We start from the raw sequence: 24,214 nt of genomic DNA on the forward strand, positions 1-24,214 counted from the left end.
GACTGAAGTCCCCCGTGTCGCTTACCTCTCAGGGCTAAAGCCGCTGAGTTTCCCGCATCCCGTATGAATTTTTATGAAACCAAAATTAATAAGCCAATCCGCCACTCAATTAAGCAGATAACGGCAAAAATGCCGATTAAGCGGACGACTTCGGGGATGAATTCGCCGGCAATTTCTGGGTAAGTCCAAGTATGGTTGGCGATGCCTTTGGCGATGCGACTGGCAATCCGTCCGGCGTTGTTTTCGTCGTAAAATTCTAGGGGTAAGGTGAGGATTTTGCCGATCGCACTTCTCATTTGATCGCGCCTCGCCTTCAAGGGTATCGCCCAGTGGAACCAATTTCCCACCCAAGGCTGTACCGGTGCTTTGGCGACTGTTACTAGAAAAATTATGCCCAGCAAGACGGATAGCGATAATATTTTGTTGGGTGAGTGCTGGGTAACAGAGGCGATCGCTGTTATGAGTTTTTGCGTTACTGTATCTGTAGGTTGACCCGACAATACGTTTAATATTTGACCGATCGCGTAGGGTACAAGCAAATCGGCTAGTGCCAAAACGCTGGATGCGCCTATGCTGTAAACTGAGATTTTCCAGTAGCTACTGTAGTATTGGAAAATGTCCTGAAAGCTTGCCATAAATTTTTGTTGAGATACAACCCTTGCAAACACTTGCATCTAAAATTGCGCTGTCGGCGCGCTTTGTCTACAAGTGTACTACAAAAGTAGTTGATCTTGGGGTCATCTCGGCTCATGCTAGCGACTCGCCCGATCGGGTGATTTATGGCAATCATTCGATCGTCAGCAATCAATCCGCATTCCTGGGCAATAAATTCAAGACTAAGGGCAAAAAAATGCAAAAGACAGAATTTTTCTTAAATTCTGCCTTCTGAGCAAGGCCTTATAAGTTTTACGTTTGAGTAGTCTGTTAGCTGAAGGTGTAGGCTGATTGCAGCGCCCACCAGATCAAGAAGCCGATTCCGCCGGCAATGACAATCGCCGAAATGGCGATCGCTATAGGACTGTCAGCTCCCTTGAACTTCATGATTCCGCGATTTAAATCTGACATGACAGTGTTCTCCCACAATTCCAGCTTGATTGTAGCTTTGCCGTCGGCGGATGGCGGTCAATTTTCACGGCAATTACTGATTTGGTTAAGACTCTGGGTGCTGAAATTTCAGGTGGGGAGTTGGTTTGGGGGGGTTTTACTGGGTTTGTGAAAAAAACTTACTAAAAAGACTTGACAAATTTCGGGAAGTGAGACAATATTGTTAATACCGCAGGAAATGCGGGTGTAGCTCAGTGGTAGAGCGTCACCTTGCCAAGGTGAATGTCGCGCGTTCGAATCGCGTCACCCGCTTTAGAAGATAAAAAAATCCAGGAAACCGGAAAGTACATCCAGAAAGTTTTCGATATACTCCTAATGATGGTTGAAAATACCTAAGTTAGTGGTAAGATTGAATGCAGAACTTGCAAGTCAAAATTGCCAAGTGGGCGAGATTTCGTAACAGGCAGTTGAAAGCCTTGCTATGGCGGAATTGACAAGTTTGATTAAGTGGATATGTTAAGGATTATTTTTGCAAAAACGCTTTTTTTATCCGATCGCTCGTGCCATCTCAAAAAGTTCCAAAGATTGACTTAAACGATGAGTACCCCTGTCCTTGCCGACGCCGGGGTCGTCTAGTGCCTATAACGTTGACAGAAGCCTTTGGATGCAACCGCTGTCAACAAATATTTGTATTGGACGAAAGTGGATACGTGATCGAGCAACTATCAACGAACTATCCTTACAAGCAGGCTTGGCGGTGGACAGGGAATCAGTGGAACAGAGCGCATCCGGGTTTGAAGGCCCATTATTTGCCACTGGCTTTGGGTATGATATTGGTGCCGCTAGTGATTTGGTTGCCCTTGGCGCTGCACTCGCCGGGCCCGAATATTATTCTGTGGGCAATGGTCGCCGTGCTGCTAGCAATGCTGCCGGCGCTGATGGTATGGCTCGCTTACAGGCGTTAGCTAGATGATAATAGAGGATTTTACCCATTCATCAGATGCCGCAAATGTCGCGCGTCGCGCTTATCAAGCTTCTTTGGAGTTGGCTACGACAAAGAGTGCTGATCGCGCTGCAGCTTTGCAGGCGATGGCGGGCTCGCTGAAACGCCGGCAAAATGACATTTTAGAAGCAAATACTCTGGATCTAGAAGCGAGTCGGGACATGGCGATTCCCGAGTTGATTGTGGAGTGGCTAAAGCTGACGCCGGAACGGATCAAGACAACTGTGCAAATTCTGGAACGGTTGGGGGAAATGCCAGATCCGATCGGCAGGGTGATCAATGCTTCTTATCAGGTCGATCGCTGTCAGGTTTACTGTCAGTCGCTACCGCTGGGGGCGATCGCTCTTATTTACGAAGCGTTTCCAGAGTTGGGGGCGATCGCAGCCGGTTTGTCTCTCAAAAGCGCTAACAGTTTGATTCTAAAAGGCGGCAGCGAAAGCTGGCAAACTAATACAGTAATTGGAGAAGCTTTGGTTTCGGCGATCGATGAGGTCGGTTTGCCCTCGGGATGTTTGCAGATACTGCCGCCGGATCGGGGCGCTTCGATCAGAGAATTGGTCACTCAAGACCAATATCTCAATTTAATTATTCCCTACGGCAGGCCAAGTTTGGTGCAGCAGGTAGTTAGGCTTTGTACAGCACCAGTTTTGAGGTCAGCAATGGGAAATTGCTACCTTTATTGGTCGCCGACTGGTAGTTTAGAGATGGCAAGGTGGATGATTTTGGACAGCCATCAAAGCGTGCCCGATCCTGTTAATGCGATCGAGAAAGTGCTGATCGATCGCAACCAAAAGCCTTCTTCCTTAGTCAGGCTGTGGAACAGTTTAAAAGAAAAAGGCTTTCAAATTAGCGGAGACGCGGATCTCGTCGCAGATTTCCCAGAGTTGAAACTGGCGGAACCATACGAGTGGACTCAACCGTATTTAAACAAAACTATAGCGTTTAAAGTTGTCGATAGTTTAGAGATTGCGATCGGCTGGATCAACCGCTACAGCAGCGGCCACGCTGACTCCATCGCCACTGAATCTTACTTAGAAAGTCGCCAATTTGCTCTGGATGTTAACAGCGCCTCAACTTTTATTAATGCCTCACCTCGGTTTTGGCGCTATCAAAATCGGGGAGATGCGATATTTTTGGGAATGTCCAACCAAAAAGGTTATCGTCGGGGATTGATCGGGTTAGATACGCTGACGACAATTAAAGAAATTGTTCAGGGAAACGGACTTTTTTAATCTTAGAGGATATTTAGGATTGGTTATTGGGATTAAACCCCAGTGAAAAGTGGGAGACTATTATCGATGCGTAAACTTTTAATATTTGTTCCAAAAATATTTTTATAGGATACAATAATATCTTGGTAGAACAATCAGGCAGCCTCGATCTAAAGCAATTTGATCGCAAGCTCCCGGATAGCCGCAGTGGAGACAGATAAAATCTCCGCATCCTAACAATAAGCCGCCGGATTTATGTGTGGGTTCAATCTAAAATCGGGTACGGGATCTAATTAAATTTAGAAACTTATTAAGTCACATGAAAATAGTCTTAGCGATCACATGAAATCAGAAAAATCACTCAATACTGTAGACAAGACTGCAACGCCGACTTTAGGCAAAGAAACGCTAATTCCACACTCAGTATACGCTAAGAAATTGCGCCCACTCCTGCCATCAGAAGCCTTTAAACCAGATTCTAGCAAGTTGGTTATACTGTTCATTAATATGGCCATTTTGCTACTGGGTTGGGGGATTGCCGATTGTCTAGATCAGTGGCCCATCTATCTTCTATGGCTTTATTTACCTTTAGCTTTAATTATGGGTAATAGTATCGTAACTATGGGATTTTTCGCCCATGATTTCATGCACGGTAGCGTAAATAAAAAGTCTCGTATGACTTATCATATAATTAGTTTTCTAGGGTTTGCAATGATGTTTATGCCTTCTACTCAGTGGAAATATGTTCATAACATTGTACATCACAGTCAAACAAATTATCTAGAAGATCCGGATCGCAATTACCTTTACCACCAGCCGAATAGTTGGGGAAAATGGATTCATAATTTCTTTGCGCCAGCGATTGATAATCCATCTTGGTTATTAATAGTAGGACTTCCAGCATCGTGGTTATTTCATCAATTTTGCCACCTCTCGTCGAGCCTATTGTTTAATAATAAAATTGTGGATTATGTGCCCGCTGCATTCACAGTCAGTCAGAAAGATAGATTGAAAATTGCTCTTGAGTTGTTTGCGGTTTTATGCCTGCATTTTAGCATTTTATTCTATTTAGAGTTTCATGCGCTAAAAATCGTTCTTGGGTACTTGCTACCCTTAGCAATCGGTCATACAGTTGCAATGTTTTATATCTACACAAATCACCTGATTTGTCGGATGACAAGTGTTAATGACCCGCTGATTAATAGTCTTTCAATACGGGTTCCCAAAATAGTTGATTTGTTGCATTTCAATTTTTCATATCATACGGAGCATCATATTTTCCCTAGTCTTAACTCAGACTATTACCCTTTGGTTCAAGAGTTGATCCAAATTCACTATCCTGGGCGGATGAATTTACTGGATGCTGGTGAAGCTTGGCAATTGTTAATGCAAACTCCTCGGCATTACAAAGATGAAGTCACCTTAACGGATTATTTAGGGAAAACTTCGGTAAATTGCCCTCTTGATAATTCTGCTGTAACACCTTTGCCATAGCTAAATACACCAGTTACGCTCACAAGTTTCCCCCAGACTACAACTAAAAACCGACGCTAACGACCAATACAGAGTAAGGTGTGTACTGCACACCTTACTTGGAGATATCCTGCTGAATTTTTCATTCTACATACTGATACTATTGAGCACCAACGAAGGCTTGAGAGCCAAATAAGGGATGACTCGTTTTTGATTGTTGGCATCAATCTTTTGTTCTGCCATATTCAAATTTTGCTGGAACTGTCTGGCTAAAAGTTGGATCTGGGTTCCCGCAAAAACTTCGTCGAAACTCATCCGGTAGAGTTCTCGGAAAGATTTATCGTAGTAACCCAAACGGTCATATCGATAAGCTGACAAAATAAACAGAATTTGCAGTTGGTCAGCAGTTCGTTTGTACGGAGGAAGCAACCGTAAAATGTCATTTTCCGTAATCACTTCTAGAGTACCCGCAGCGGTAATTCTAGGAATGTCTCGGTAGGCTGCCAAGGGCATATTGGCCGCAAAACTCATGTAGTCATACTGGGGAAAATTGACTGCTGAATGTTGTGGGCCACAAGTAAAAATTACAGTTGTGACAATTGCAATTAATTGGTCAACTGTGTCGATGTGGTCTGGCATTCCTTTGACTTTACCGCCGTCATAAGACGCTAATTCTTTAGCCCAGGTTTGCAGTTCCACATCTTGTACGATCGCCTCATTCGTCGGGTAAAAGAATTTAAGATAGCCCGATACAAAGGTTTCAATCGCATCCCAAAGCAACAATCCATCATCTCGGTAAGGATAGTGAGGCAGTTGATTGGGGTCATCCATTCCCCGATTTTTCAGTTCAGCGGGCAAGGCAAATTGATCGAGACTCCATGTACTGCACGCCTCTCTAGTCAGTTCCATTGTCTCAGCCAAAGTGCCGCCTAGCAATTCATCGACGGGCCCGCCGGGAGCGATCAAGTGAGAACGCGCCAGATCGTTGTTGGTCAACATAAAGCGAAAGTGCGGTTTCAGCAGCAGGCTAAGCGGGTGATTTCGGGCCAACTGTCGGGCGGTGACGATCGCGATTGGTTCCATCACCAGATGAGTTCGACCTAAATGCGAGCTCATTTCATGGTGATTGGCATCTGCTACTTGTACGCAGAGTTTCGCAAACAGCCAATCGACAGGAGGATCGAATGGGGTATAGACATGGCTACCGGGCGTCGGATCTAGTTGAATGGCAATAGGTGTCATTTCACCGCGATCGCGGACTCCCGTCCACCGCCAAGCGAAAAAAGCCCGTGGTTTCGGCAAGTATTTTCTGCCTTTTTCATAGGTTCCGCCTCCAACGAGAGCAGGCGCGCGATAGTGTTCGTCAGTACCTGTGTAATCGGCAATGTAAATGTTGTTATCCTGCAACTCTTGGCGCCGATCGACTAATGGGTGCAAAGTCGGAAGGTTCGCCAGTGTTTGTGCCCGAGGATCGCTCGCATCTAAGAGGCGAAGCACCATTGGATTTGCTCCAGACAGGCGCTGTTCTGCAAAAGAGCGATCGGTTTGGTAAATTTTGGCAACTCCAGGTAGCGGCAGCCAAGTAAAAAAGTCTTCATAGTCTTGGAGTTCGTCGAGAGGATCGAGAAAAGTTCTCGAATCGGCTGCCAGCATATTTGCCGGAAGTTCCGATGTTGCTAATATCCGTTCTGCAAGATACTTACTCGAAAAGTTCTCGACTGCGGGCACATCTTTCAATAAGGCCAAAGGTGATAAACTCTCATAGTCAAACTGATAAGCTTGTTGCTGACGATTCAAGGAATCTTTGCGCTGTTCTTGGTTCGGGTCGTCTTGAGGAAGAGAAGGTTTCATATTGTCTACCATTGTATAAATCAACTCTCTTTTTGTAGTAAAATATCGCACATCATCACTACTGAACGAGGATGGAATTTAAAAAGTATTGTGCAGGCAGGCTCACGCTCGATATAGGTCTTATTCACCGAGCAATAATCTTATTCCGGATTTTTTTAAACTCAGAAAATTTCTTGAAAAGAAGGCAACACTTCTCGATCGCCCTAAATCTAGGTTGAAAGGTTTCATTCTCCGGATAAGTAGCTTCCACTCAAGAACCCCGACATCTCACAGAAGTCGGGGTTCGGGGGGTTCATTTTTTTGAGCTGGGTCTGCTGATTAGCGGTTAGGCAGGAACCATTAAATATTGGCCGTTGCCGATATATTCACCATCGCAACTCGCGAAAAGAGTTTCCGCCCAAATCAAGAAAAACCGCCAGATGCGACGAAATTTGCCATAGTCCATGCCGTAGTCTAAATCTTTGACTATTGCCTGAGAATCATCAAAATTTTTCAGCCAGTTAACTAAGGTTGTAGAGTAATTGTATCCGTTGAGATACCAGTTTTTTATCGTTTTGAGGTCTTGGTTGTGGCTGGCAACGGCATCGTATTTCCAGATACGACCGTGGGGGAAAATGTATTTGTGGAGGAAAGGGCTGGACATATTGTTGGGAATGCGGACTGTGATAATGTGAATGAAAACTTTGCCGTTATCCTTCAGGAAAGAGGCAAGCTTTTGGAAACCCTTCGTTAAATTGCCTACATGCTCAAAAACTCCGATGGAGAGAATTTTGTCAAATTTTGTCTCGAAGTAGGCGTCGTTCAAATCGCCTTCATATAGGGTAAATCGACCGGAACTGAGGTAGCTTTCGGGGTCTTGCATCTTCTGACGCATATACTCGCATTGGTTGTGGCTGAGGTTAATGCCAGTAAACTGGACATTGGGGAATTTGGAAAGAATGTAATTGGGAACGCAACCCCAACCGCAACCAAAGTCTAAAATGCGATCGCCATCCTGAATGTCTAGCTTCTCAATCACATCATCAATCATCTGCATTTGCGATTGTTCAAGGTTGGCGGCTCCTTTTTCCCACAACCCCATGGTGTATTTAGGATAAATGAGTTTGCCGTCGCCTAACATCGGATTCAGCATTGCTTGAGGCAAGTCGTAGTGAATTTTCATTAAATCCCGGGACCCTTCGGCGGTGCGGTCTGTTTCTGTCAGTACCCATTCGTATGGGGCAAGCAGGGACGGACAATGCTTAAACAATACGGGCATACAGGTATCAAAAAGTGATCGCAATACTGAATCCGGTACTTCTAAGCCGTTGATGTAAGACTCTGCTACTGCCATGTGCAGCGTGTTAACTGCACTGGCTGCGAGGCGAGTTGCTCCGTAGGCGATCGGACTTTTGGTATGGATATTTCCGACGATGGGAATGTGGTTTTCGATGTTTTGTAGGGCTGTTGATGAACTCATGGTTATACTGGTTTTAAAGATGCTGCTATTCTATCTCACGGACATTAGCTGGTTGTTAGAGAGCAAAAAAGCTGAAACTATTGCCAAGTAAGGTTTGCCTACCAAAAATCCCCAAAATCATAAAAAGCTATGGCGGTTGAGGGGGATTTGATAACGGATTTATCGGGGTTTGGGCGATATTAATTTTATTAAGAATTATGTCATCCCATTTTAGATTTTAGATTTTAGATTTTAGATTAACTCTACAGCTTGAATTGGGGTATTTTCATGGTGAGATGAAAATTTTAGTGCTCAGTTATACCATTTTAGATATGAGAATTGAAAATGAATGATCAGCTAAGAGTGGGACTCTTGCCTAGAGTTGCATTTTTTTTTAAATTGGTGTCAGTTTGGCGGTTGAGGTGACGAAACGAGAAGCAAATGCCGATCGCGACTTATAGTTAAGGAATCAGGGATACAGAAAAAATGCCCAGAAACCGGGTTTGCATACAGGTTCGCTGCAATAACAGATGTCCGCGAGATTCCTCGCTAATTAGCTAGACGCGCCACATATGCCACAGATTCACTATCTGCCGGACGATCGCACGATCGAGATAGACGACGACGATATAATTCTCGAAGCTTCCCTGCGTGCCGACATTCCCCACACCCACATCTGCGGTGGTAGCGCCCGATGTTCGACTTGCCGGGTATTAGTTGTCGAAGGTTTAGAATTTTGTTCTCCCCGCACTTTGCCGGAAGAGGAACTCGCAAAAAAATTGCGTTTAGAGCCGGAAATTAGGCTAGCTTGTCAGACACAGGTTGCGGGCGGCAAGGTGATTTTGCGCCGATTGGCGATCGATTCTGAAGACTTGGAATCATTTAACGACGAAATGTCGGGAAAGTTGATTTCTGCTCCTGTGGGTCAAGAGAAGAAAATTGCAATTTTGTTTGCCGATATTCGAGGGTTTACTGCATTTGCAGAATCCCTGTTGCCCTACGATGTAATTTATGTTTTAAATCGCTATTTCCAAAAAATGGGTTATGTGATAAACCGCAATGGCGGGATGATTAATAATTACATGGGAGATGGTTTTATGGCGCTGTTTGGGTTGGAAAATCCCGACAAGGCGGCGGAACAAGCTGTGAGGGCTGGGGTGGAGATGCTGGAGGAACTAGAGAAACTCAATCCCTATTTTGAGACTTTATACCGTCACCGCTTGCGGATTGGGATTGGCATTCACTGCGGCTGGGTGGTTGTTGGGAATTTGGGGGCATCGAAGAGTCAGACAGTTACGGCGATCGGGGATGCGGTGAATTTGGCCAGCCGGATCGAGGCGGCTAATAAGCAAGTAGGAACCAGTTTACTTATTTCCGAGGAGACTTATCAGGAAGTTAAGGAATTGGCGATCGTCGATCAGTGCGTATCCGTGCAAATTCCGGGGAAAAGTGGCGAATATCCGCTGTATGAAGTAGTCGGGATGCCGCCGCTGCCCCTGGAAATCTCCTCGATTTCCGAGGTCAAAGAAAAATCTATTTGGAAAATTTTTGTCAAAAATTTGTGTACTTTGTATGCTGCGGTGTACAATTGGATTAAGAAAATTTGGATTCAAATTAGAAAACTATAAAGCAACTTTTTTGAGTTTTGTTATTCCCTAGACAAGATGAATATTCCTCAGTCAATAGTTCGGATTTTTCTCATGCTCCCCAACGGTCAGATAGTCGCACAACTGCGAGATAATATTCCAGGTATTGCAAGCCAAGGAATGCTTTCTACTTTTGGTGGTGGCGTGGACATTGGAGAAAGTCCACAGCAAGCAGCCGTGCGAGAATTGGAAGAAGAAACTAGCCTAAAAAGCGATTGCAACCTTGCATTTGTCACAACTTTTATTTACACGACAAACAATAATCCAAAATTTATCCAAAACAATCACCTATTTTTGGCAAAAGTTAGCAATTTTGAAAAAATAGAAATCAAAGAAGGTGTGGGTTTTGTAGTTTTGAGAAAAGATGTAGATTTCGAGAAAGTCAACGCAGGGGAAGGTACTCAAATGGCTTGGAAATTGTTGCAGGAATATTTAAAATAAAAATTCCCACACTACCTTTTCCCCGCGATGAGACTGAAACTTTAATAGAGAACTTCTTTACTATGCTGTCAAATACGAATTCAGAGTACGAATCATTACTACAACGAGCGATCGCGATCGCCACCAAAGCTCATGATGGGCAGGTTGATAAGGCAGGCAATCCCTATCTCGATCATCCCCTATTTGTGATGGAAAATGTAAATTCTATAGAGGAGAAAATCGTAGCCGTTCTACACGATGCGGTCGAAGATTCTGAACTTACACTGGAGCAACTTAGAAGCGAAAGTTTTCCAGAAGTTCTAGTCTCGGCGATCGCGGCGATTACCAAAATAGAAGGAGAAGCTTATGCAGCTTATTTAGAACGTGTGATTGCCAACCCGATCGCACTGCGAGTCAAAATCGCTGATGTTACTCATAATCTTGATCTGCGTCGCATCGCCAATCCCACAGAGGCAGATTTTCAACGGATTGCCAAATACAAAAAAGTCCTCAGTCAGTTGCGTGCAGCTTTAAAATAATTATTAACCGCAAATATCCGCGTTCATCCGCGTGCATCTGCGGTTAAAAAAATCCCGAAATCCTAAGCCATTACCATCCCCCCATCCACATTAAAAACCTGCCCGGTTATATAAGCCGCGGCCGCATCTGCCGCCAAAAACTTCACCATTCCCGCAACTTCCTCAACTTCCCCATATCTCCCCAGCGGAATATACTTCAAAATCTCATCAGACTTGACATCCTTAGTCATATCTGTAGTGATAAAACCCGGTGCAACCGCATTCACAGTAATCCCGCGACTCGCCAACTCTTTCGCCACAGTTTTAGTAAACCCAATTACCCCAGCCTTCGCCGCACTGTAATTAGCTTGTCCGGGATTGCCCATTTGTCCAGCCACCGAAGCAATATTAATAATTCGGCCGCTTCGCTGTTTCAGCATGATTTTACTGGCAGCTTTCGCACACAAAAACACGCCGGTTAAATTCAAATCAATTACCGCTTGCCAATCTTCCAACTTCATCCGCAGCAGCAAAGTATCGCGAGTAATGCCGGCATTGTTCACCAAAATGTCAATCCGTCCCCATTTTTCCATGACATTACTGGTGAGTAAATCTACTTGCTCAGTTTTCGAGACATCTGCTGAAAGCGCGACAGCTTCTCCTCCAGCAGCGACTATTTCTGCTACCACCTCATCAGCAGCAGCACTCGAACTGGCATAGTTGACGGCGACTTTAGCGCCCTCTGCCGCTAGGGCTAAAGCAACGGCGCGGCCGATTCCCCGCGACGCACCGGTCACGACAGCAACTTGACCCCGCAATCTCTGAAAAGTCTCTGGTAATAATTCCATAATTGTATCCTCGCAATCTACCAGAGAATTTTGCACTAAAATCGAGCCAGAACCCAAAAAAATATTTTGTCTTATGGCAGTTCAAAAACAGTTCAGCAGTTTTGAGGAGTTACTATCGGGCTCTGACTTGCCGGTGTTGGTAGATTTTTACGCTACTTGGTGCGGGCCTTGTCAGATGATGGCACCGATTTTGGAGCAAGTGAGTGGTCAGATGAAAGACAAGCTGATGGTTGTCAAAATTGACACGGATAAGTACGAACAGTTGGCGTCGCAGTATCACATTTATGCTTTGCCGACTTTGGTGTTGTTCAAAAATGGCGCTGAGGTCGATCGCATTGAGGGAGTGATACAACCGGCGCAGTTGATCGATCGAGTGCAACCTTTCTTGTAGTACGAGCCAATTATCTCACACCTAGGGTGTGTCAGCTCATATCTGATTAATTATGAATAAGATAATCCTAGTTGACGCACCCTACTTATGAACACTCCCAGCCACGCTATTATCAATCTCGCAATTCTCGGCAAACCGCAACTGCCGCAAGCTAATCTCATTATTGCGATCGGCGGAATTTTGCCGGATATTCCGATATTTTTATTTTACTTTTGGGCGAAATACATTGCTCGCTTGCCCGCAGCTACAATTTGGTCTGAAGCATATTATGAGCCTTTTGTGCAAAATATTGTGGCTCTGTTTCATTCAATTCCCCTTGCGGTTATTGGTTTGCTAATTGCTTATTACTTTGGCTGGCAAAGTGTGCAAATTCTGTTTATCAGCATGATACTACACTCTCTGGGAGATTTGCCTGTCCACAATGACGACGCTCACCGACACTTTTTTCCGTTCAGCAATTACCGTTTTATCAGTCCGTTTTCTTATTGGGATAGGAAGCACTACGGGTCAATTGTTTCTATGGTTGAAATGTTGTTAGTGCTGCTTTCAACTTACCGCGTTTTTGGTTTTGTTAATTCTTATGCTGGAAAAACGTTGTTAATTTTGGTGAATGGTTTTTACTGGGCTGGCGCGGTTTATTTTCAGGTGCGAGATTTATTTAAATTCACTTCCCAAAGATGAAACATGAATTCAAAATTACCAATTAGCAATTAGGAATTAGCAATTACCATATTGTTAACTACGCCTAATGTTAAAACAACACCAATCTTGACGCTTCCATAGAGTAGCGACAATCCAGCCGTGCTGTTCGAGAGTGTCAGCAATTGGCTTAGCTTGGTCGAGCAAAATGCCGCTGAGCACTGCCCAAGTAGTGGGTTTGCTAATTGCAGTGAACTGCGGGATTAAATCAATGATTACTTCTGCTAAAATGTTGCAGATCAAACCGTCGATCGGCTCATCGACCATTTCTTTCAAGCGCTCGATACTGCCGAGCTCTGCAACCAACTGCTGAGGATTAACGCGGTTAAGCTGTCGGTTGCTAATGGTCGATCGCACTGCTAAAGGATCAGTATCCAAAGCATAAACTTTTGTAGCGCCCAACAACACCGCGCCGATCGACAAAATACCCGATCCGCAGCCGATATCGGCAACTACATACTCTTTGTCGTCAAAACCGAGACGCATTTCCAGCGACTCCAGACACAGTTGAGTCGTAGCGTGAGCACCCGTACCAAAGGCCACACCGGGATCTAAACGCAAAATGAGGCGATCGGTATCAGTCGGTATCGGAAGCCAGGCCGGATTAATTAAAAAGCGATCGCCCACTTCTTGAGGCTGCCAGTGTTCCTTCCAAGTGCTGCCCCAGTCTTCATCTTCAATCAAATCCCACTGCATCGCAGGTAGGGGCAAACCTGCACACAGAGCATCTTGACGCAGCCACAGAGACAGAGCGGCCAAATCCAGTAATCCTGCCTGTTCTTCGGGCAAATAAGCCGACATCAGGCAAGAATTGCTTTTGATCTCAGTAGCAGTTCCCCGACAGCTAAACCGTTCCAGACGCCAAAAGATGATATCTTCCAGCGCCGGATCGCAAAGAATTCTAATTTCCCACCAGCTATGTGCCATAACGATTTTAGATTTTAGATTTTAGATTGACCCAGGGGAACTGGAGACTGGGAACTGGGGAATGAGGAAGGAGGATTGGCTAATAGACAAATTCCCGCTTTCAGGCCAATTACCAATGACCAATTGCCCATTACCAATTATCCGCCCTGGCATCCAAAATCTAAACTCCAAAATCCTTTAAAGATTCACCGTGTAAGCATCCCGAATTCCCGGAACTTTAAGGATCTCGGCCAATATACCCTCTGGTAGAGGGTCATCAAGGCTCAAAACCATCACCGCATCGCCTCGCACGATTTTACGGCCTACTTGCATACTGGCAATATTGACATTAAAACTGCCCAATTGGGAACCAATCTTGCCAATAATCCCCGGCATATCGCGGTGCAGGGTAAACAGCATATGGTGAGTGGGGGAAACGTTGACCGGGAAATCGTCAACGCTGGTAATCCGAATTTCGCTTTCGCCGAGGACTGCGCCCGTGACTGTGTGTTCGCCCAGAGTTCCCTTGGCGGAGAGGCGCAGAGAGCCTGTGTAGTCGCGAATTGAGGCGTCTCTGGTTTCGACGACGCGAATTCCGCGTTCTTTGGCTTCAATGCTGGCGTTGACGTAGTTGACACGCTCTCGCAGGGCTTGGGAGAGGAGGCCTTTGAGGGCGGCAACGACTACGGGCTGGCTTTGGTTGCTGGCCAATTCGCCTTGGAGTTGGACGTTGAGGTAATCGACTCGGCCTCCGGCTAGCTGGCTGACGAGGTTGCCTAGGGTTTCGGCTAGTTGCAGGTAGGGTTTGAGTTTTTCGATCGAGTCTGGGAAAATGCCGGGTATGTTAACAGCCGATCGCGCGGGCAATCCCAACAGCACATCGCGGATTTGTTCGGCAACGTCGATCGCCACATTCACCTGAGCTTCCGCCGTCGAAGCGCCCAAGTGAGGTGTCAGCACGATGTTTTGGCCAACACTCCGCAGCGGAGAATCGGCTTGCAGCGGTTCCTGTTCGTAAACATCGATCGCTGCGCCGGCGATTTGGCCTGATTTTATAGCTTCTGCGAGGGCTGCTTCGTCGATGATGCCACCTCTAGCGCAGTTAATTATCCTGGCCGTAGGCTTCATTTTTGACAGCACTTCAGCGTTAATTAAGTGCAGGGTTTCCGGCGTTTTGGGTATGTGCAGGGTAATGTAGTCAGATTCGCGCATCAGCAATTCTAGTTCTACCAAGCGGCAGCCCAACTGTTCGGCTCGTTCGGTGGAAATGAAAGGATCGTAAGCGAGCAGTTTCATGCCCATTGCTTTAGCTGCGGCGGCTAGGTGGGAACCAATTTTGCCCAAACCGACGATACCGAGGGTTTTTTTGTAGACTTCTACGCCGATAAAGCGGTTGCGTTCCCATTTACCGCTTTTGACGGAGGCGTTGGCTTCCGGGATGTGGCGGGACATCGAGAGCATCATGGCGATCGCGTGTTCGGCAGCGGCGATCGTGTTGCCTTCGGGGGAGTTGACGACTACAATTCCTTTGCGGGTAGCGGCGGGTACATCGACATTATCTACGCCGACTCCGGCTCTACCGATGATTTTGAGTAAATTTCCGGCTTCAATGATTTCTTTGGTAACTTGGGTGCCAGAACGGATCATTAAAGCGTCGTAATCTGGAATAATTTTAACCAGTTCGGCGGCTGAAAGTCCTGTGTTTACGTCAACTTGCGCGACTTGGGAGAGGATGTCAATTCCGGCTTGGTCGATCGGATCGGATACTAGAACTTTAGGCATAGCAAGCAATTGAGTGCAATAGTAAAAATAGACCGAGCGTTGGCGAGCTCAAAGTTGAGACTTATGACTTAGAGCAGTATCTAACAGCTCAGCTCAAGCTTGCCTTTGTGCAGTTTGAATTGTATCTGTATTCGGTCAAGGTCGGCCGTTTTTTGCATGAAATATTTTAGCTTTGCGGGCGATCGGAGTTTACGGCCGTGTTAAAATCCCCCAATTGCTTAGCTAGTATGTCTTTTCGGGATATAATAGACTTTGGCTATTTCAGCCTAACTATCAGGAATTATTGTCAATGAATTATCTTATCGCCGTACTGCCCGATCGAATTCAAGCCGAAGCTGCCTACTGTGCTCTGGAAAAAGAAGGCTTGCCTATGAAGCAAGTGAGCATTTTGGGCCGCGGCTACAAAACTGCTGATGAATTTGGCTTGATCGACCCCAACCAGCAAGCGAAGAAACAAGCTAAACTCATGGCTGTTTGGCTGATTCCCTTTGGCTTTATTGCTGGCGTTACTTTCAGTCTGATGACTGAGTTGAAGACTTTTGCGTGGGCGGGCGAAATTGGCGATCACGCGATCGGTGGTTTACTAGGTGCGATCGCCGCTGCGATGGGCAGCGTTTTTGTAGGAGGCGCGGGCGGTATGGCTTTTGGTAGCGGCGATGCTTTGCCCTACCGCAACCGTTTGAATGCGGGTAAATTTTTGATTGCGGTTAAGGGTACTGACGATTTGACGGGGAAAGCTGCGAATATTTTGCAGCAGTTTGAACCGGAAAATATCCAAGGTTATACAGAGACTTAGTTATTTGTTTGTTAACAGTTGACTGTTGACTGTTGACTGTTGACATTCAAGTCGTGTAATATTTGGAGGCCGTTATGGAATTACCAACTATCCCCATACATTCTCCCCTAGAATTAACGCTCGAATTAACAGACGAGCAGTTTTTTCAGTTGTGTATAGATAACCGGGATTTAAGATTTGAACGGACTGCAACGGGAGAATTAATTATTATGCCGCCTGCGAGTAGCGATACAGGCAGACGGAATGCGGATCTAAGTTTTCAACTCGAAGGTTGGAGCCGTCAAAATAAGCATTTGGGAATTGCTTTTGACTCTTCAACTGGATTTAAACTGCCCGACGGTACAGATATTTCTCCCGATGCTGCTTGGGTGCGCCGCGACAGGTGGGATGCTTTAACTCCCGAACAGAAAGAGAAATTTGCGCCGATTTGTCCCGATTTTGTGGTGGAATTGCGATCGACCACTGACTCCATAGAAAAATTGCGGGCTAAAATGAAAGTGTATGTGAAAAATGAAGCGAGGTTGGGATGATTGGTCGATCGCAAAAATAGAAAAGTTGAAATCTCCCGTCAAGGTAGAGAAGTAGAAATTTTAGATGAACCTGCAACTCTGTCAGGTGAAGATGTATTACCCGGTTTTGTTTTGGATTTAACTGATATTTTCTAAATTTGTAAGAATACTCGGCGGTTGAAACCACATCTATAAAGTCAAAACCCGCAGAGGCTGGTTAAAGAGGACAACTGGGGTAAAATTACGTTATTCTCTTTAGTCGGCATCCAGCAAACATGGTTTGTATAAACCTGCTTTCAACCGCCTTCTTATGTTTTCCCACTCATTCATGATATGATAGGCTGCCAAAGGTTGCATTTGGTATGACCTATGAAAATCCTCCACGGGACTTGGATTCCTCAAACAGAAGAGAGTTTTGTTCAAGGTGGAACTTTTTGTCTTTGGGTTGAAACCACTGAAAAGAAAAAACAGCCTGCTAAGGTTCATCCCCGACAATTGGAGACGGCACAGTTAAGAGAGTTTCTAACGAAAGAAGCCGGGATTCAACTGCCACCAGTCAGCAATACAAGTGCGATGGGGATAGAATACGCGATCGTCCCTCGGTATTTTTTACTGCCCACTGCCGACAACCAGCCGTTGCCCTCTCTAGAACTAGCGCGATATTTAGAGACAGAGTTACCCGAAACATTTGAGTTGGAGTATTGGCAAGTTGATTGCGTGTCCATTGCCACCCACACTTTGACTAAAGTATTGAACGATCTGCATTTTTTTGCCCTCTACGATTTAGCAGAAGTTCAGTTTGGTTCAGACTTGCTATTTTGGTATCACTACACCCAAAATTTTAAGCAAATTGTTCTGAAAGATCATTATATTCCGGCGTTGCGCTATCGAGAAACTGCTCCGATCGCGATCGCACCCATCGAAACATCCGAACCCGCTGAGAAAGCCACGCGCGGCCGTAAGAAAGCGGGCGAGACAAAAACCAAAACAACTGCAAAAACTCCAAAAACACCTGCCAAAATTGCACCCAGCTTTGAGATTTATCCGGCATGGGAAATTGTTTCAACACAGTACGAAACTGATTTACCACGCTATGTTGAATGGATGCCTTTAGTTTGTGTGTCCGGTTTTCGGAAGATCCAGCTACAAGATACACCAAAGTTCTACGATCGCGAACGGTTGCTGCGGCATTTTTCCGAGTGTGCGATCGCGGAAATTGTCACTCAAACCCCCATCCCAGCATCGTTTGAAAATAAGATTGCGGATTCTTTACTCCAAATCTGCCTCAACCAAACACGAAAAATCGCGCGAGTAAGCCTCGAGCAATACCGGCAATGGCAAACCTGGCGCGATCGCATTACGCGCAATCAATCTGCTGACTCATTCTCCCTCTGCTTTCAACTACAATCCCCCGAAAACCCCGAACAGCCTTGGATTTTAGAGTTTCAGGCGGCTGCGAAAAAAGACCCATCTCTGCGGATGCCGTTGCAGGATTATTGGCGATCGCGATCGACTCAACAAAAGCAGTTGCAAACACAATTCGGAGACAACTTTGAGCAACATTTGCTAACAAATCTCGGCTACGCTGCCCGCATTTATCCCCAACTTTGGCAAGGGCTAGAAACCGACAAACCTGTTAACATTACCCTCGGCTTAGATGATGCTTTCATCTTTCTGAGCGAGTCCGCTTGGGTATTAGAAGATGCCGGATACAAAGTGATTGTCCCCGCTTGGTGGACGCCGAAGGGACGACAACGGGCAAAGATTCGCCTGCAAGTCAAAGGAAAGGGCAGCAAGAGCGCTGCAATCAAGGGCAAAGGATTGTTTTCGGCGGATTCCTTGGTGGAATATCAATATGAATTGGCGATCGGAGGCGAACGGGTTAGCGAACAAGAATGGGAGGCGTTAGTTAACAGCAAAACACCGCTGGTGCAGTTCCGAGGACAATGGATGGAACTGGACAAAGATAAAATGCAGGAGATGCTGGAGTTTTGGAAAAAACATCGCGAAGAGAATCCAGATGTCAGCTTGATTGACTTTATGAAGTTGACAGCCCAAGGAGAAGCTAGTGAAGAGTTAGAGGTGGAGCGCGATCGGGCTTTATCGGATATGTTGGAGAAGCTGCACGATAAGAGTCGGTTAGAGTTAATTGCAGATCCAGCAAAGTTTCAGGGCAAACTCCGGGATTACCAAAAGCGCGGTGTTTCTTGGTTGAGTTATTTGGAAAGTTTGGGATTAAATGGCTGTCTTGCCGATGATATGGGTTTGGGTAAATCGGCGCAGGTAATTGCTCGATTATTGCAAGAGCGGGAAGTTTTATATACTACAAAAGAGACAGAAAAAGCGATCGCACCTTCGGTTCTACCCACGCTGCTAATTGCGCCCACATCCGTAGTTGGTAACTGGCAAAAGGAAATGGAAAAATTTGCTCCAGAATTGCGATCGCTCATACACCACGGCCCTCAACGTTTGCAAGATGCCAAAGCATTTAAAGCCGCCGTCCAAGGTTGCGATATGTTGATTACTTCCTTTACCTTGGCGCGCAAAGACGAGAAACTGTTGAGCAGCGTAGCGTGGCATCGCTTAGTAATTGATGAAGCGCAGAATATTAAAAATCCGAAAGCGGCGCAAACAAAGGCGATCTTAAAGTTGCCTGCTACCCATCGGTTGGCGCTGACTGGAACACCCGTGGAAAATCGATTGCTGGATTTATGGTCAATTTTTAATTTTCTCAATCCGGGCTATCTGGGTAAAGAGGCGCAGTTTCGGAAGTTGTTTGAGATCCCGATTCAAAAAAATGGGAGTCGCACGCAATCGGCAGCGCTAAAAAAATTAGTGGAACCCTTTATTCTCCGGCGTCTGAAAACCGATAAGTCGATTATTCAGGATCTCCCCGACAAAGTTGAGCAAAAACTCTACTGCAATCTCACCCGCGAGCAAGCTTCGCTTTATGAAGCGATTGTGAAAGAGGTAGAACAAGAAATTGACGCGGCGGAAGGGATGAAGCGCAAGGGGATGATTTTGGCGACACTGCTGAAGCTGAAGCAAATTTGTAACCATCCGCGCCAGTTTTTGCAAGATGAAAGTGAGTTTACACCGGAGCGATCGCACAAACTGGAACGGCTGATCGAGATGATTGAGGAAGTCAAAGCAGAAGGCGAAAGTTTATTGGTATTTACGCAGTTTACAGAACTGGGAAGCGCGTTGGAAAAATATATTAAACAAACGCTACATTACAACACTTACTACATCCACGGGGGAACCAGTCGCGAAAAACGGGAACGGATGATTTCAGAGTTTCAAGATCCAGATTCTGAACCTTCGGTATTTATTCTGTCGCTGAAGGCGGGCGGCGTGGGAATTACACTGACAAAAGCCAATCACGTATTCCATTTCGATCGCTGGTGGAATCCGGCGGTGGAAGATCAGGCGACGGATCGGGCGTTTCGGATCGGACAGGAAAAAAATGTGTTTGTGCATAAGTTTGTGGCAATTGGTACTTTGGAAGAAAAGATTGACCAAATGATTGAGGACAAAAAGAAATTGGCAGGTTCAATTATTGGTGCTGATGAATCGTGGCTAACTGAGTTGGATAATGAGGCATTTAAAAAGTTAATTAGGCTCAATAAAAATGCAGTTTTAGATTAGGAGAAACCAAAAAATATGTCACAATTTACTCGGACTTGGTGGGGCAATAAATTTATCGATGCGTTAGAAAGATTTACAGATTCTGGGCGACTCGGACGGGGACGTTCCTATGCACGGAATGACAAGGTAAAAAGCTTTAAGATTAATGATGGCTTAGTGATGGCAGAAGTAAGGGGGTCGGTAAATCCTTATTTTGGGGTTTATAAGGAGCCACTCTACAAAACTAAAATTGAGTTTCAGGCGATTAGTCAGGAAAAGTGGAAAGTGGCGATCGCCCAAATGGCATCGAAAGCCAGCTTCATTTCCCGGCTGCTAATAAACGAAATGCCTGACAACATTGAAAATGCTTTCTCACCCCTCGGATTGCACCTTTTACCCAGCAACCGTGAGGACTTTAAAACCACTTGCTCTTGCCCAGACTATAGCAATCCCTGCAAACATATTGCCGGAGTTTATTATTTGGTGGCGGCCGAATTGGACAAAGATCCATTTTTACTGTTTGAATTACGGGGGCTTTCTAAGGAAGTGCTGCACCGCGAATTAGCAAAAACGCCTTTGGGTTTGGCACTTTCTGCCGAGTTAACTGCTGATGCAGCGGCCCCTGTGGCGGTGGATTCCTATTACACGCGGGCGATCGCCAGTGAGGCGCAAACGGTCAGCCTGAAAGAGTTTTGGCATGGTGCGAAGCGATTACCGCAGACGATTGAGGTGGCAGCGCAAAGTGGGGTAAGTGCGATCGTGGTGAAGAAACAGGGAGATTTTCCACAGTTTTGGCACAAGGATGGTTCGTTTATTGAGGCGATGGAAGAACTGTATTTGCGGGTGAAGAAGAATAAGTAGTTGGGTGGACAATGTGGCATTGCTGATTGACGCTATGAATTAAGTTCTACGAAAAGACTCCAAGGCACAAAAAGTCTGTCTTCGGCAAAGATTAAAAAATGTACATTCATACTAAAGTTCAGCAACGCCCATCCCTCTACTCTGCAACGCCAAAATCTGTTATCTACTCTACAGCGCGTGCCGGATAAGCTGCTGCAAAAAATTGACTGCCGACAAGTCTGAACATGGCTCCGTATAGTTGGGATTTTGTGCTGCCTGTTCGCGGTTTGTCACTAAAAAGCAAGCAGCGGTGAAATGCCTTTCCCGCACCATCTTCTGACAAAACAGTTCGTAGCGTTTAGCATAGCTTGCCCCTCTAAACTCTTGCAAAACGGCGAAATGCGGTTCAGCAACCTGTACCGGGGTGCGCGAGGCAGGACTGTCTTCCAAAACAAACAGATATCCTAACCAAGGTGGCGGAGGTGCTGTGCCAAACACCCCTTCCCGGTAAGCTGTCCAGATGTCGAGAGCAGCCCCCATCGCTTCTTCTGTGCGGTTGTTGAAGTTGTTGCCAAAGCTGCCAACCTGGCTCTTCAACTCGATGACTAATTTGAGTTGCCGTTTTTCAGGGTTTACCACCAAAAAGTCGTACATCTTCGTCGGGCGAAAGAACCCCGGTATAACGGTTAGGCTTTTTTTAACGTGGATATGGTTTTGGGGAACACCCGCTGCCAACAGGAAATTTGTCAGGGTGAGGATGAAACCGTCCATCTGCTTGCCTCCTGTCACCGCGCTGCGATTCCCTTGGTCAACTTTGCCTGCTAGCACCTGGGCTTGTGTCTGGGCGATGCGGGTATCCCAGAAACCCTGCACCGCTTCCCGGAACAAATCATCGGGGATGATGGGTGTCTGTCCCGTCATTCAGCAACCTCCCCCATCGTTCTGTCATAGACTACGCGCAAGCCATACGTCTCCTGCATCCGTTTCAGCGCTAGGTTATGGTAAGTTGGCTCAACATCTACCCCGATACTGTTGCGCCCCCAATTGGCGGCGGCGACGCAGGTTGTTCCTGTCCCCATAAATGGGTCTAGTACCGTGTCGCCTGCAAAAGAAAACATCCGCACCAGTCGTTCTGCCAGTTCCAAAGGATATGGGGCGGGGTGTTGCTTGGTGGAAGCGCCTTTGATATCCTGCCAAATCTGTTGAAACCACTGTCGGTGGAGAGTTTCCGGTATTACGGACAATACCCGTGCTGTGAGGGTGGGACTGCGGTAGCCGCCCGGTTTGCGCTGCATCAGGATAAATTCGATGTCGTTTTTGATGACACCTCCGGGCTCATAAGGTTTGCCGAGAAAACTGGTGCCATTCCCCGCTGCTTCCAGGGAAGCATTGGCGATTTTGTACCAGATAATCGGTGCGAGGTTATCAAATCCCAGATGGCGACAGTGTTCCTGAATACTCGCGTGCAGGGGAAATACCATGTGCCTGCCAAACCGCCTGCGGGCAACACAGACATCGCCCACCACAATCACCAGTCGTCCGCCGGGGACTAAAACCCGCCATACCTGCTGCCATACTCGATCGAGCTCCTGCAAAAACTTTTCGTAGTCTGCTATTTCGCCAAGCTGGTTGAGATTTTTGAGATATTCTTTTAAATTCCAATACGGGGGCGATGTGACTACCAAATGTACGCTTTCATCGGGAATATGTGTCAAGTTTCGGCTATCGCCCTGTAGCAGGGAATGGAAAGATGGCAACCCCTGCACCCGATTCTGAATTTCCTGGATCAACGCCTTATTTTTGCTGATGGCAGGAATGGCGCGTTGCTCGTCTGCTGTTAGTAATGCCGTTGCTTCCTCGGGTACAAGGCTTTTATCCTGTAGCGCTTGTTTCAACGGTTCGGCTGCTTCCTGACACAGCAACCGCGTTGAAATATTAACCTTGCTTAAACTCGAAGACTTCATACATTGGGTACAATAATTATGTTCATAATATCAGCTTTGCGATCCACAAAAATCATACGATCCTTATTTGATGATCTTAGACTATAATTAAAGTAGTGCGACTGTTAAAAAAGTAGACTTTTTAGTTACAGCAAGCTTTGGCAATTTCAAATTAGAATCTAGCATTAACTGATGTTACAAAGAGAAGAACTGTTAAAAGGCATCGAAAACCGCGAATGCGTGGCGCGAGTGATTGACTGCGCCGAACAAGCTATCAAAACTTGGGAGGTTACTCTGACTGATTTTATGTCGCCTCCTGAATTGGCGGATGCTAAGGTTGTATTTAATCGTTTAAGCGATGTGGAGTTGGTGGCTTGGGGCGGGTATCCGCAGGCTGAAAGGCAAAGAATTGCGATCGCCCGATCGGAAATTGCGATCGACTCTGAAGCGGTTAGTATTGCTGCGGTGGAGATTGCTGGCAATTTCTTGTTCGACACCGCCAGTCACCGCGACTTTTTGGGGGCGATGTTGGGTACGGGAATTGTCCGCGAGAAAACGGGCGACGTGATTGTTTTGGGAGAACGCGGCGCGCAAGCCATTGTCATGCCGGAGATGGTAGAGTATTTGGAGATGAGTTTGCAGCAAGTGCGATCGGTTCCTGTACAAACGCGGCGCATTGAGTTGAGCGAACTCAAAATTAGAGAACCGAAAAAGAAAGAAATGACCACTGTTGAAGCATCGATGAGATTGGATGCTGTTGCGTCGGCTGGATTCGCAATGTCTCGCAGCAAAATGGCCGATTTGATTGGCAGCGGTGACGTGCGAGTTAACTGGAAAGACATTACTCAAGCTAGTTATAATGTCAAGTCGGGAGATTTAATTGCTGTTACGGGCAAGGGAAGATTGGAAATAGGGGAAGTTATGATTACTAAGAAGGAACGCTATCGAGTGCAGTTAACTCGATATTTGTAATATATAGCCCAGAAACCGATTCTTTTCCGAGAATATGGATACACCGCCTAAAAACTGCGAAAAACTCGGTTTCTTTGGTTTCTGTGGTAGTCCTGGGCGCTTGGTAAAATTGGGGAAAATTCATTTGTTTGTGAGTGCGATTATTTGTCCGCGGGCTAGTTTGTTTGTCCGCGAGTCCGCCAGGGGTTGAAACCCCTGTCTCATAGCTAAAGTCGGTTGAAACTGAGATCTTGCACCATTCTCAATTAGCCATACTGCCAACCACTAACAGTGATGTCAAAACCCTGCTGACGAGCT

General features: G+C 46.0%; 21 protein-coding genes, 1 tRNA gene and 1 pseudogene. 14 read left to right on the forward strand and 9 right to left on the reverse strand.

What is annotated here, in order from left to right:
- Nucleotides 1–71: 71 nt before the first annotated feature.
- Entirely contained in the window at nucleotides 72–635 is a 564-nt protein-coding gene (locus QUA58_RS26755; protein ID WP_445301905.1) for an ABC transporter transmembrane domain-containing protein, read from the reverse strand.
- 289 nt (nucleotides 636–924) lie between these two features.
- Nucleotides 925–1,065 (reverse strand): hypothetical protein, encoded by a 141-nt coding sequence (locus QUA58_RS26760; RefSeq protein ID WP_172188980.1) that lies wholly within the window; start codon nucleotides 1,063–1,065, stop codon nucleotides 925–927.
- Nucleotides 1,066–1,284: 219 nt separating this feature from the next.
- On the opposite strand from QUA58_RS26760, the gene QUA58_RS26765 reads away from it, so the two are divergent.
- The 4 genes from QUA58_RS26765 to QUA58_RS26780 all read left to right on the forward strand — a co-directional run bounded on the left by QUA58_RS26765 (nucleotide 1,285) and on the right by QUA58_RS26780 (nucleotide 4,752).
- A tRNA-Gly gene (locus QUA58_RS26765) sits at nucleotides 1,285–1,356 on the forward strand.
- Nucleotides 1,357–1,604: 248 nt separating this feature from the next.
- Nucleotides 1,605–2,009 carry a hypothetical protein gene (locus QUA58_RS26770; RefSeq protein ID WP_190663244.1) on the forward strand — a complete coding sequence of 135 codons (405 nt, stop codon included), beginning with the start codon at nucleotides 1,605–1,607 and terminating at the stop codon, nucleotides 2,007–2,009.
- A 4-nt stretch (nucleotides 2,010–2,013) separates the two neighbouring features.
- Nucleotides 2,014–3,279 (forward strand): glutamate-5-semialdehyde dehydrogenase, encoded by a 1,266-nt coding sequence (locus QUA58_RS26775; protein ID WP_333256140.1) that lies wholly within the window; start codon nucleotides 2,014–2,016, stop codon nucleotides 3,277–3,279.
- Nucleotides 3,280–3,600: 321 nt separating this feature from the next.
- Nucleotides 3,601–4,752: a fatty acid desaturase gene (locus QUA58_RS26780; RefSeq protein ID WP_333397026.1), complete on the forward strand. Its 1,152-nt coding sequence runs from the start codon at nucleotides 3,601–3,603 to the stop codon at nucleotides 4,750–4,752.
- 126 nt (nucleotides 4,753–4,878) lie between these two features.
- Here QUA58_RS26780 and QUA58_RS26785 read toward each other — a convergent pair whose 3' ends face one another.
- Nucleotides 4,879–6,582: a lipoxygenase family protein gene (locus QUA58_RS26785; RefSeq protein WP_333397028.1), complete on the reverse strand. Its 1,704-nt coding sequence runs from the start codon at nucleotides 6,580–6,582 to the stop codon at nucleotides 4,879–4,881.
- A gap of 325 nt (nucleotides 6,583–6,907) precedes the next feature.
- Nucleotides 6,908–8,041: a class I SAM-dependent methyltransferase gene (locus tag QUA58_RS26790; protein ID WP_333397030.1), complete on the reverse strand. Its 1,134-nt coding sequence runs from the start codon at nucleotides 8,039–8,041 to the stop codon at nucleotides 6,908–6,910.
- A gap of 551 nt (nucleotides 8,042–8,592) precedes the next feature.
- Between QUA58_RS26790 and QUA58_RS26795 the strand changes: the two genes are divergently transcribed.
- The 3 genes from QUA58_RS26795 (at nucleotide 8,593) to QUA58_RS26805 (ending at nucleotide 10,625) form a co-directional block, all read left to right on the forward strand.
- Complete coding sequence (locus QUA58_RS26795) at nucleotides 8,593–9,648, forward strand: adenylate/guanylate cyclase domain-containing protein (protein WP_333397033.1); 1,056 nt, start codon at nucleotides 8,593–8,595, stop codon at nucleotides 9,646–9,648.
- A 36-nt stretch (nucleotides 9,649–9,684) separates the two neighbouring features.
- The gene (locus tag QUA58_RS26800; RefSeq protein ID WP_333167240.1) at nucleotides 9,685–10,107 is read left to right on the forward strand and encodes an NUDIX domain-containing protein; all 423 of its coding nucleotides are present in this window, start codon (nucleotides 9,685–9,687) and stop codon (nucleotides 10,105–10,107) included.
- Between the two features lie 62 nt (nucleotides 10,108–10,169).
- Complete coding sequence (locus tag QUA58_RS26805; RefSeq protein ID WP_333397035.1) at nucleotides 10,170–10,625, forward strand: GTP pyrophosphokinase; 456 nt, start codon at nucleotides 10,170–10,172, stop codon at nucleotides 10,623–10,625.
- Between the two features lie 62 nt (nucleotides 10,626–10,687).
- Here the strand turns inward: QUA58_RS26805 and fabG are convergent, their stop codons facing one another.
- Nucleotides 10,688–11,452: a 3-oxoacyl-[acyl-carrier-protein] reductase gene (gene fabG, locus QUA58_RS26810; RefSeq protein ID WP_333397038.1), complete on the reverse strand. Its 765-nt coding sequence runs from the start codon at nucleotides 11,450–11,452 to the stop codon at nucleotides 10,688–10,690.
- A 73-nt stretch (nucleotides 11,453–11,525) separates the two neighbouring features.
- On the opposite strand from fabG, the gene trxA reads away from it, so the two are divergent.
- A complete protein-coding gene (trxA, locus tag QUA58_RS26815) occupies nucleotides 11,526–11,843 on the forward strand; it encodes a thioredoxin (RefSeq protein ID WP_333253750.1) in 318 nt (105 codons plus the stop codon).
- An 87-nt stretch (nucleotides 11,844–11,930) separates the two neighbouring features.
- Nucleotides 11,931–12,524 carry a hypothetical protein gene (locus tag QUA58_RS26820; RefSeq protein WP_333397040.1) on the forward strand — a complete coding sequence of 198 codons (594 nt, stop codon included), beginning with the start codon at nucleotides 11,931–11,933 and terminating at the stop codon, nucleotides 12,522–12,524.
- Nucleotides 12,525–12,578: 54 nt separating this feature from the next.
- Here QUA58_RS26820 and prmA read toward each other — a convergent pair whose 3' ends face one another.
- Together prmA and serA are read right to left on the reverse strand one after the other, a co-directional pair.
- Complete coding sequence (gene prmA, locus QUA58_RS26825; protein ID WP_333253745.1) at nucleotides 12,579–13,469, reverse strand: 50S ribosomal protein L11 methyltransferase; 891 nt, start codon at nucleotides 13,467–13,469, stop codon at nucleotides 12,579–12,581.
- A gap of 177 nt (nucleotides 13,470–13,646) precedes the next feature.
- Nucleotides 13,647–15,230 carry a phosphoglycerate dehydrogenase gene (gene serA / locus QUA58_RS26830; protein WP_333397042.1) on the reverse strand — a complete coding sequence of 528 codons (1,584 nt, stop codon included), beginning with the start codon at nucleotides 15,228–15,230 and terminating at the stop codon, nucleotides 13,647–13,649.
- A gap of 289 nt (nucleotides 15,231–15,519) precedes the next feature.
- Between serA and QUA58_RS26835 the strand changes: the two genes are divergently transcribed.
- The 4 genes and pseudogenes from QUA58_RS26835 (at nucleotide 15,520) to QUA58_RS26850 (ending at nucleotide 21,023) form a co-directional block, all read left to right on the forward strand.
- Entirely contained in the window at nucleotides 15,520–16,026 is a 507-nt protein-coding gene (locus tag QUA58_RS26835) for a hypothetical protein (RefSeq protein ID WP_172188946.1), read from the forward strand.
- 74 nt (nucleotides 16,027–16,100) lie between these two features.
- A pseudogene (locus tag QUA58_RS26840) lies at nucleotides 16,101–16,691 on the forward strand (Uma2 family endonuclease).
- 213 nt (nucleotides 16,692–16,904) lie between these two features.
- Nucleotides 16,905–20,183 carry a DEAD/DEAH box helicase gene (locus tag QUA58_RS26845; RefSeq protein ID WP_333397044.1) on the forward strand — a complete coding sequence of 1,093 codons (3,279 nt, stop codon included), beginning with the start codon at nucleotides 16,905–16,907 and terminating at the stop codon, nucleotides 20,181–20,183.
- A 15-nt stretch (nucleotides 20,184–20,198) separates the two neighbouring features.
- Nucleotides 20,199–21,023, forward strand: a complete 825-nt coding sequence (locus QUA58_RS26850) for an SWIM zinc finger family protein (RefSeq protein WP_333397046.1) — start codon at nucleotides 20,199–20,201, stop codon at nucleotides 21,021–21,023.
- Between the two features lie 168 nt (nucleotides 21,024–21,191).
- Here QUA58_RS26850 and QUA58_RS26855 read toward each other — a convergent pair whose 3' ends face one another.
- Nucleotides 21,192–21,923, reverse strand: a complete 732-nt coding sequence (locus QUA58_RS26855; protein ID WP_333397048.1) for a PaeR7I family type II restriction endonuclease — start codon at nucleotides 21,921–21,923, stop codon at nucleotides 21,192–21,194.
- Nucleotides 21,920–22,966, reverse strand: a complete 1,047-nt coding sequence (locus QUA58_RS26860) for a site-specific DNA-methyltransferase (protein WP_333397050.1) — start codon at nucleotides 22,964–22,966, stop codon at nucleotides 21,920–21,922. The genes QUA58_RS26855 and QUA58_RS26860 overlap by 4 nt, the downstream gene beginning before the upstream one ends.
- Nucleotides 22,967–23,137: 171 nt before the next feature.
- Here QUA58_RS26860 and QUA58_RS26865 point away from each other — a divergent pair, with 171 nt between their 5' ends.
- Nucleotides 23,138–23,917 (forward strand): photosystem II S4 domain protein, encoded by a 780-nt coding sequence (locus tag QUA58_RS26865; RefSeq protein ID WP_333397052.1) that lies wholly within the window; start codon nucleotides 23,138–23,140, stop codon nucleotides 23,915–23,917.
- Nucleotides 23,918–24,214 lie beyond the last annotated feature (297 nt).

Source organism: Microcoleus sp. N9_A1, assembly GCF_036701795.1.
Taxonomy (GTDB): Bacteria; Cyanobacteriota; Cyanobacteriia; order Cyanobacteriales; family Microcoleaceae; genus Microcoleus.

Coding starts and splice junctions, on each gene's coding strand:
- QUA58_RS26755 (WP_445301905.1), bottom strand. CDS start 635: ATGGCAAGCTTTCAGGACATTTTCCAATACTACAGTAGCTACTGGAAA.
- QUA58_RS26760 (WP_172188980.1), bottom strand. CDS start 1,065: ATGTCAGATTTAAATCGCGGAATCATGAAGTTCAAGGGAGCTGACAGT.
- QUA58_RS26775 (WP_333256140.1), top strand. CDS start 2,014: ATGATAATAGAGGATTTTACCCATTCATCAGATGCCGCAAATGTCGCG.
- QUA58_RS26780 (WP_333397026.1), top strand. CDS start 3,601: ATGAAATCAGAAAAATCACTCAATACTGTAGACAAGACTGCAACGCCG.
- QUA58_RS26785 (WP_333397028.1), bottom strand. CDS start 6,582: ATGAAACCTTCTCTTCCTCAAGACGACCCGAACCAAGAACAGCGCAAA.
- QUA58_RS26790 (WP_333397030.1), bottom strand. CDS start 8,041: ATGAGTTCATCAACAGCCCTACAAAACATCGAAAACCACATTCCCATC.
- QUA58_RS26795 (WP_333397033.1), top strand. CDS start 8,593: ATGCCACAGATTCACTATCTGCCGGACGATCGCACGATCGAGATAGAC.
- QUA58_RS26800 (WP_333167240.1), top strand. CDS start 9,685: ATGAATATTCCTCAGTCAATAGTTCGGATTTTTCTCATGCTCCCCAAC.
- QUA58_RS26805 (WP_333397035.1), top strand. CDS start 10,170: ATGCTGTCAAATACGAATTCAGAGTACGAATCATTACTACAACGAGCG.
- fabG (WP_333397038.1), bottom strand. CDS start 11,452: ATGGAATTATTACCAGAGACTTTTCAGAGATTGCGGGGTCAAGTTGCT.
- trxA (WP_333253750.1), top strand. CDS start 11,526: ATGGCAGTTCAAAAACAGTTCAGCAGTTTTGAGGAGTTACTATCGGGC.
- QUA58_RS26820 (WP_333397040.1), top strand. CDS start 11,931: ATGAACACTCCCAGCCACGCTATTATCAATCTCGCAATTCTCGGCAAA.
- prmA (WP_333253745.1), bottom strand. CDS start 13,469: ATGGCACATAGCTGGTGGGAAATTAGAATTCTTTGCGATCCGGCGCTG.
- serA (WP_333397042.1), bottom strand. CDS start 15,230: ATGCCTAAAGTTCTAGTATCCGATCCGATCGACCAAGCCGGAATTGAC.
- QUA58_RS26835 (WP_172188946.1), top strand. CDS start 15,520: ATGAATTATCTTATCGCCGTACTGCCCGATCGAATTCAAGCCGAAGCT.
- QUA58_RS26845 (WP_333397044.1), top strand. CDS start 16,905: ATGAAAATCCTCCACGGGACTTGGATTCCTCAAACAGAAGAGAGTTTT.
- QUA58_RS26850 (WP_333397046.1), top strand. CDS start 20,199: ATGTCACAATTTACTCGGACTTGGTGGGGCAATAAATTTATCGATGCG.
- QUA58_RS26855 (WP_333397048.1), bottom strand. CDS start 21,923: ATGACGGGACAGACACCCATCATCCCCGATGATTTGTTCCGGGAAGCG.
- QUA58_RS26860 (WP_333397050.1), bottom strand. CDS start 22,966: ATGAAGTCTTCGAGTTTAAGCAAGGTTAATATTTCAACGCGGTTGCTG.
- QUA58_RS26865 (WP_333397052.1), top strand. CDS start 23,138: ATGTTACAAAGAGAAGAACTGTTAAAAGGCATCGAAAACCGCGAATGC.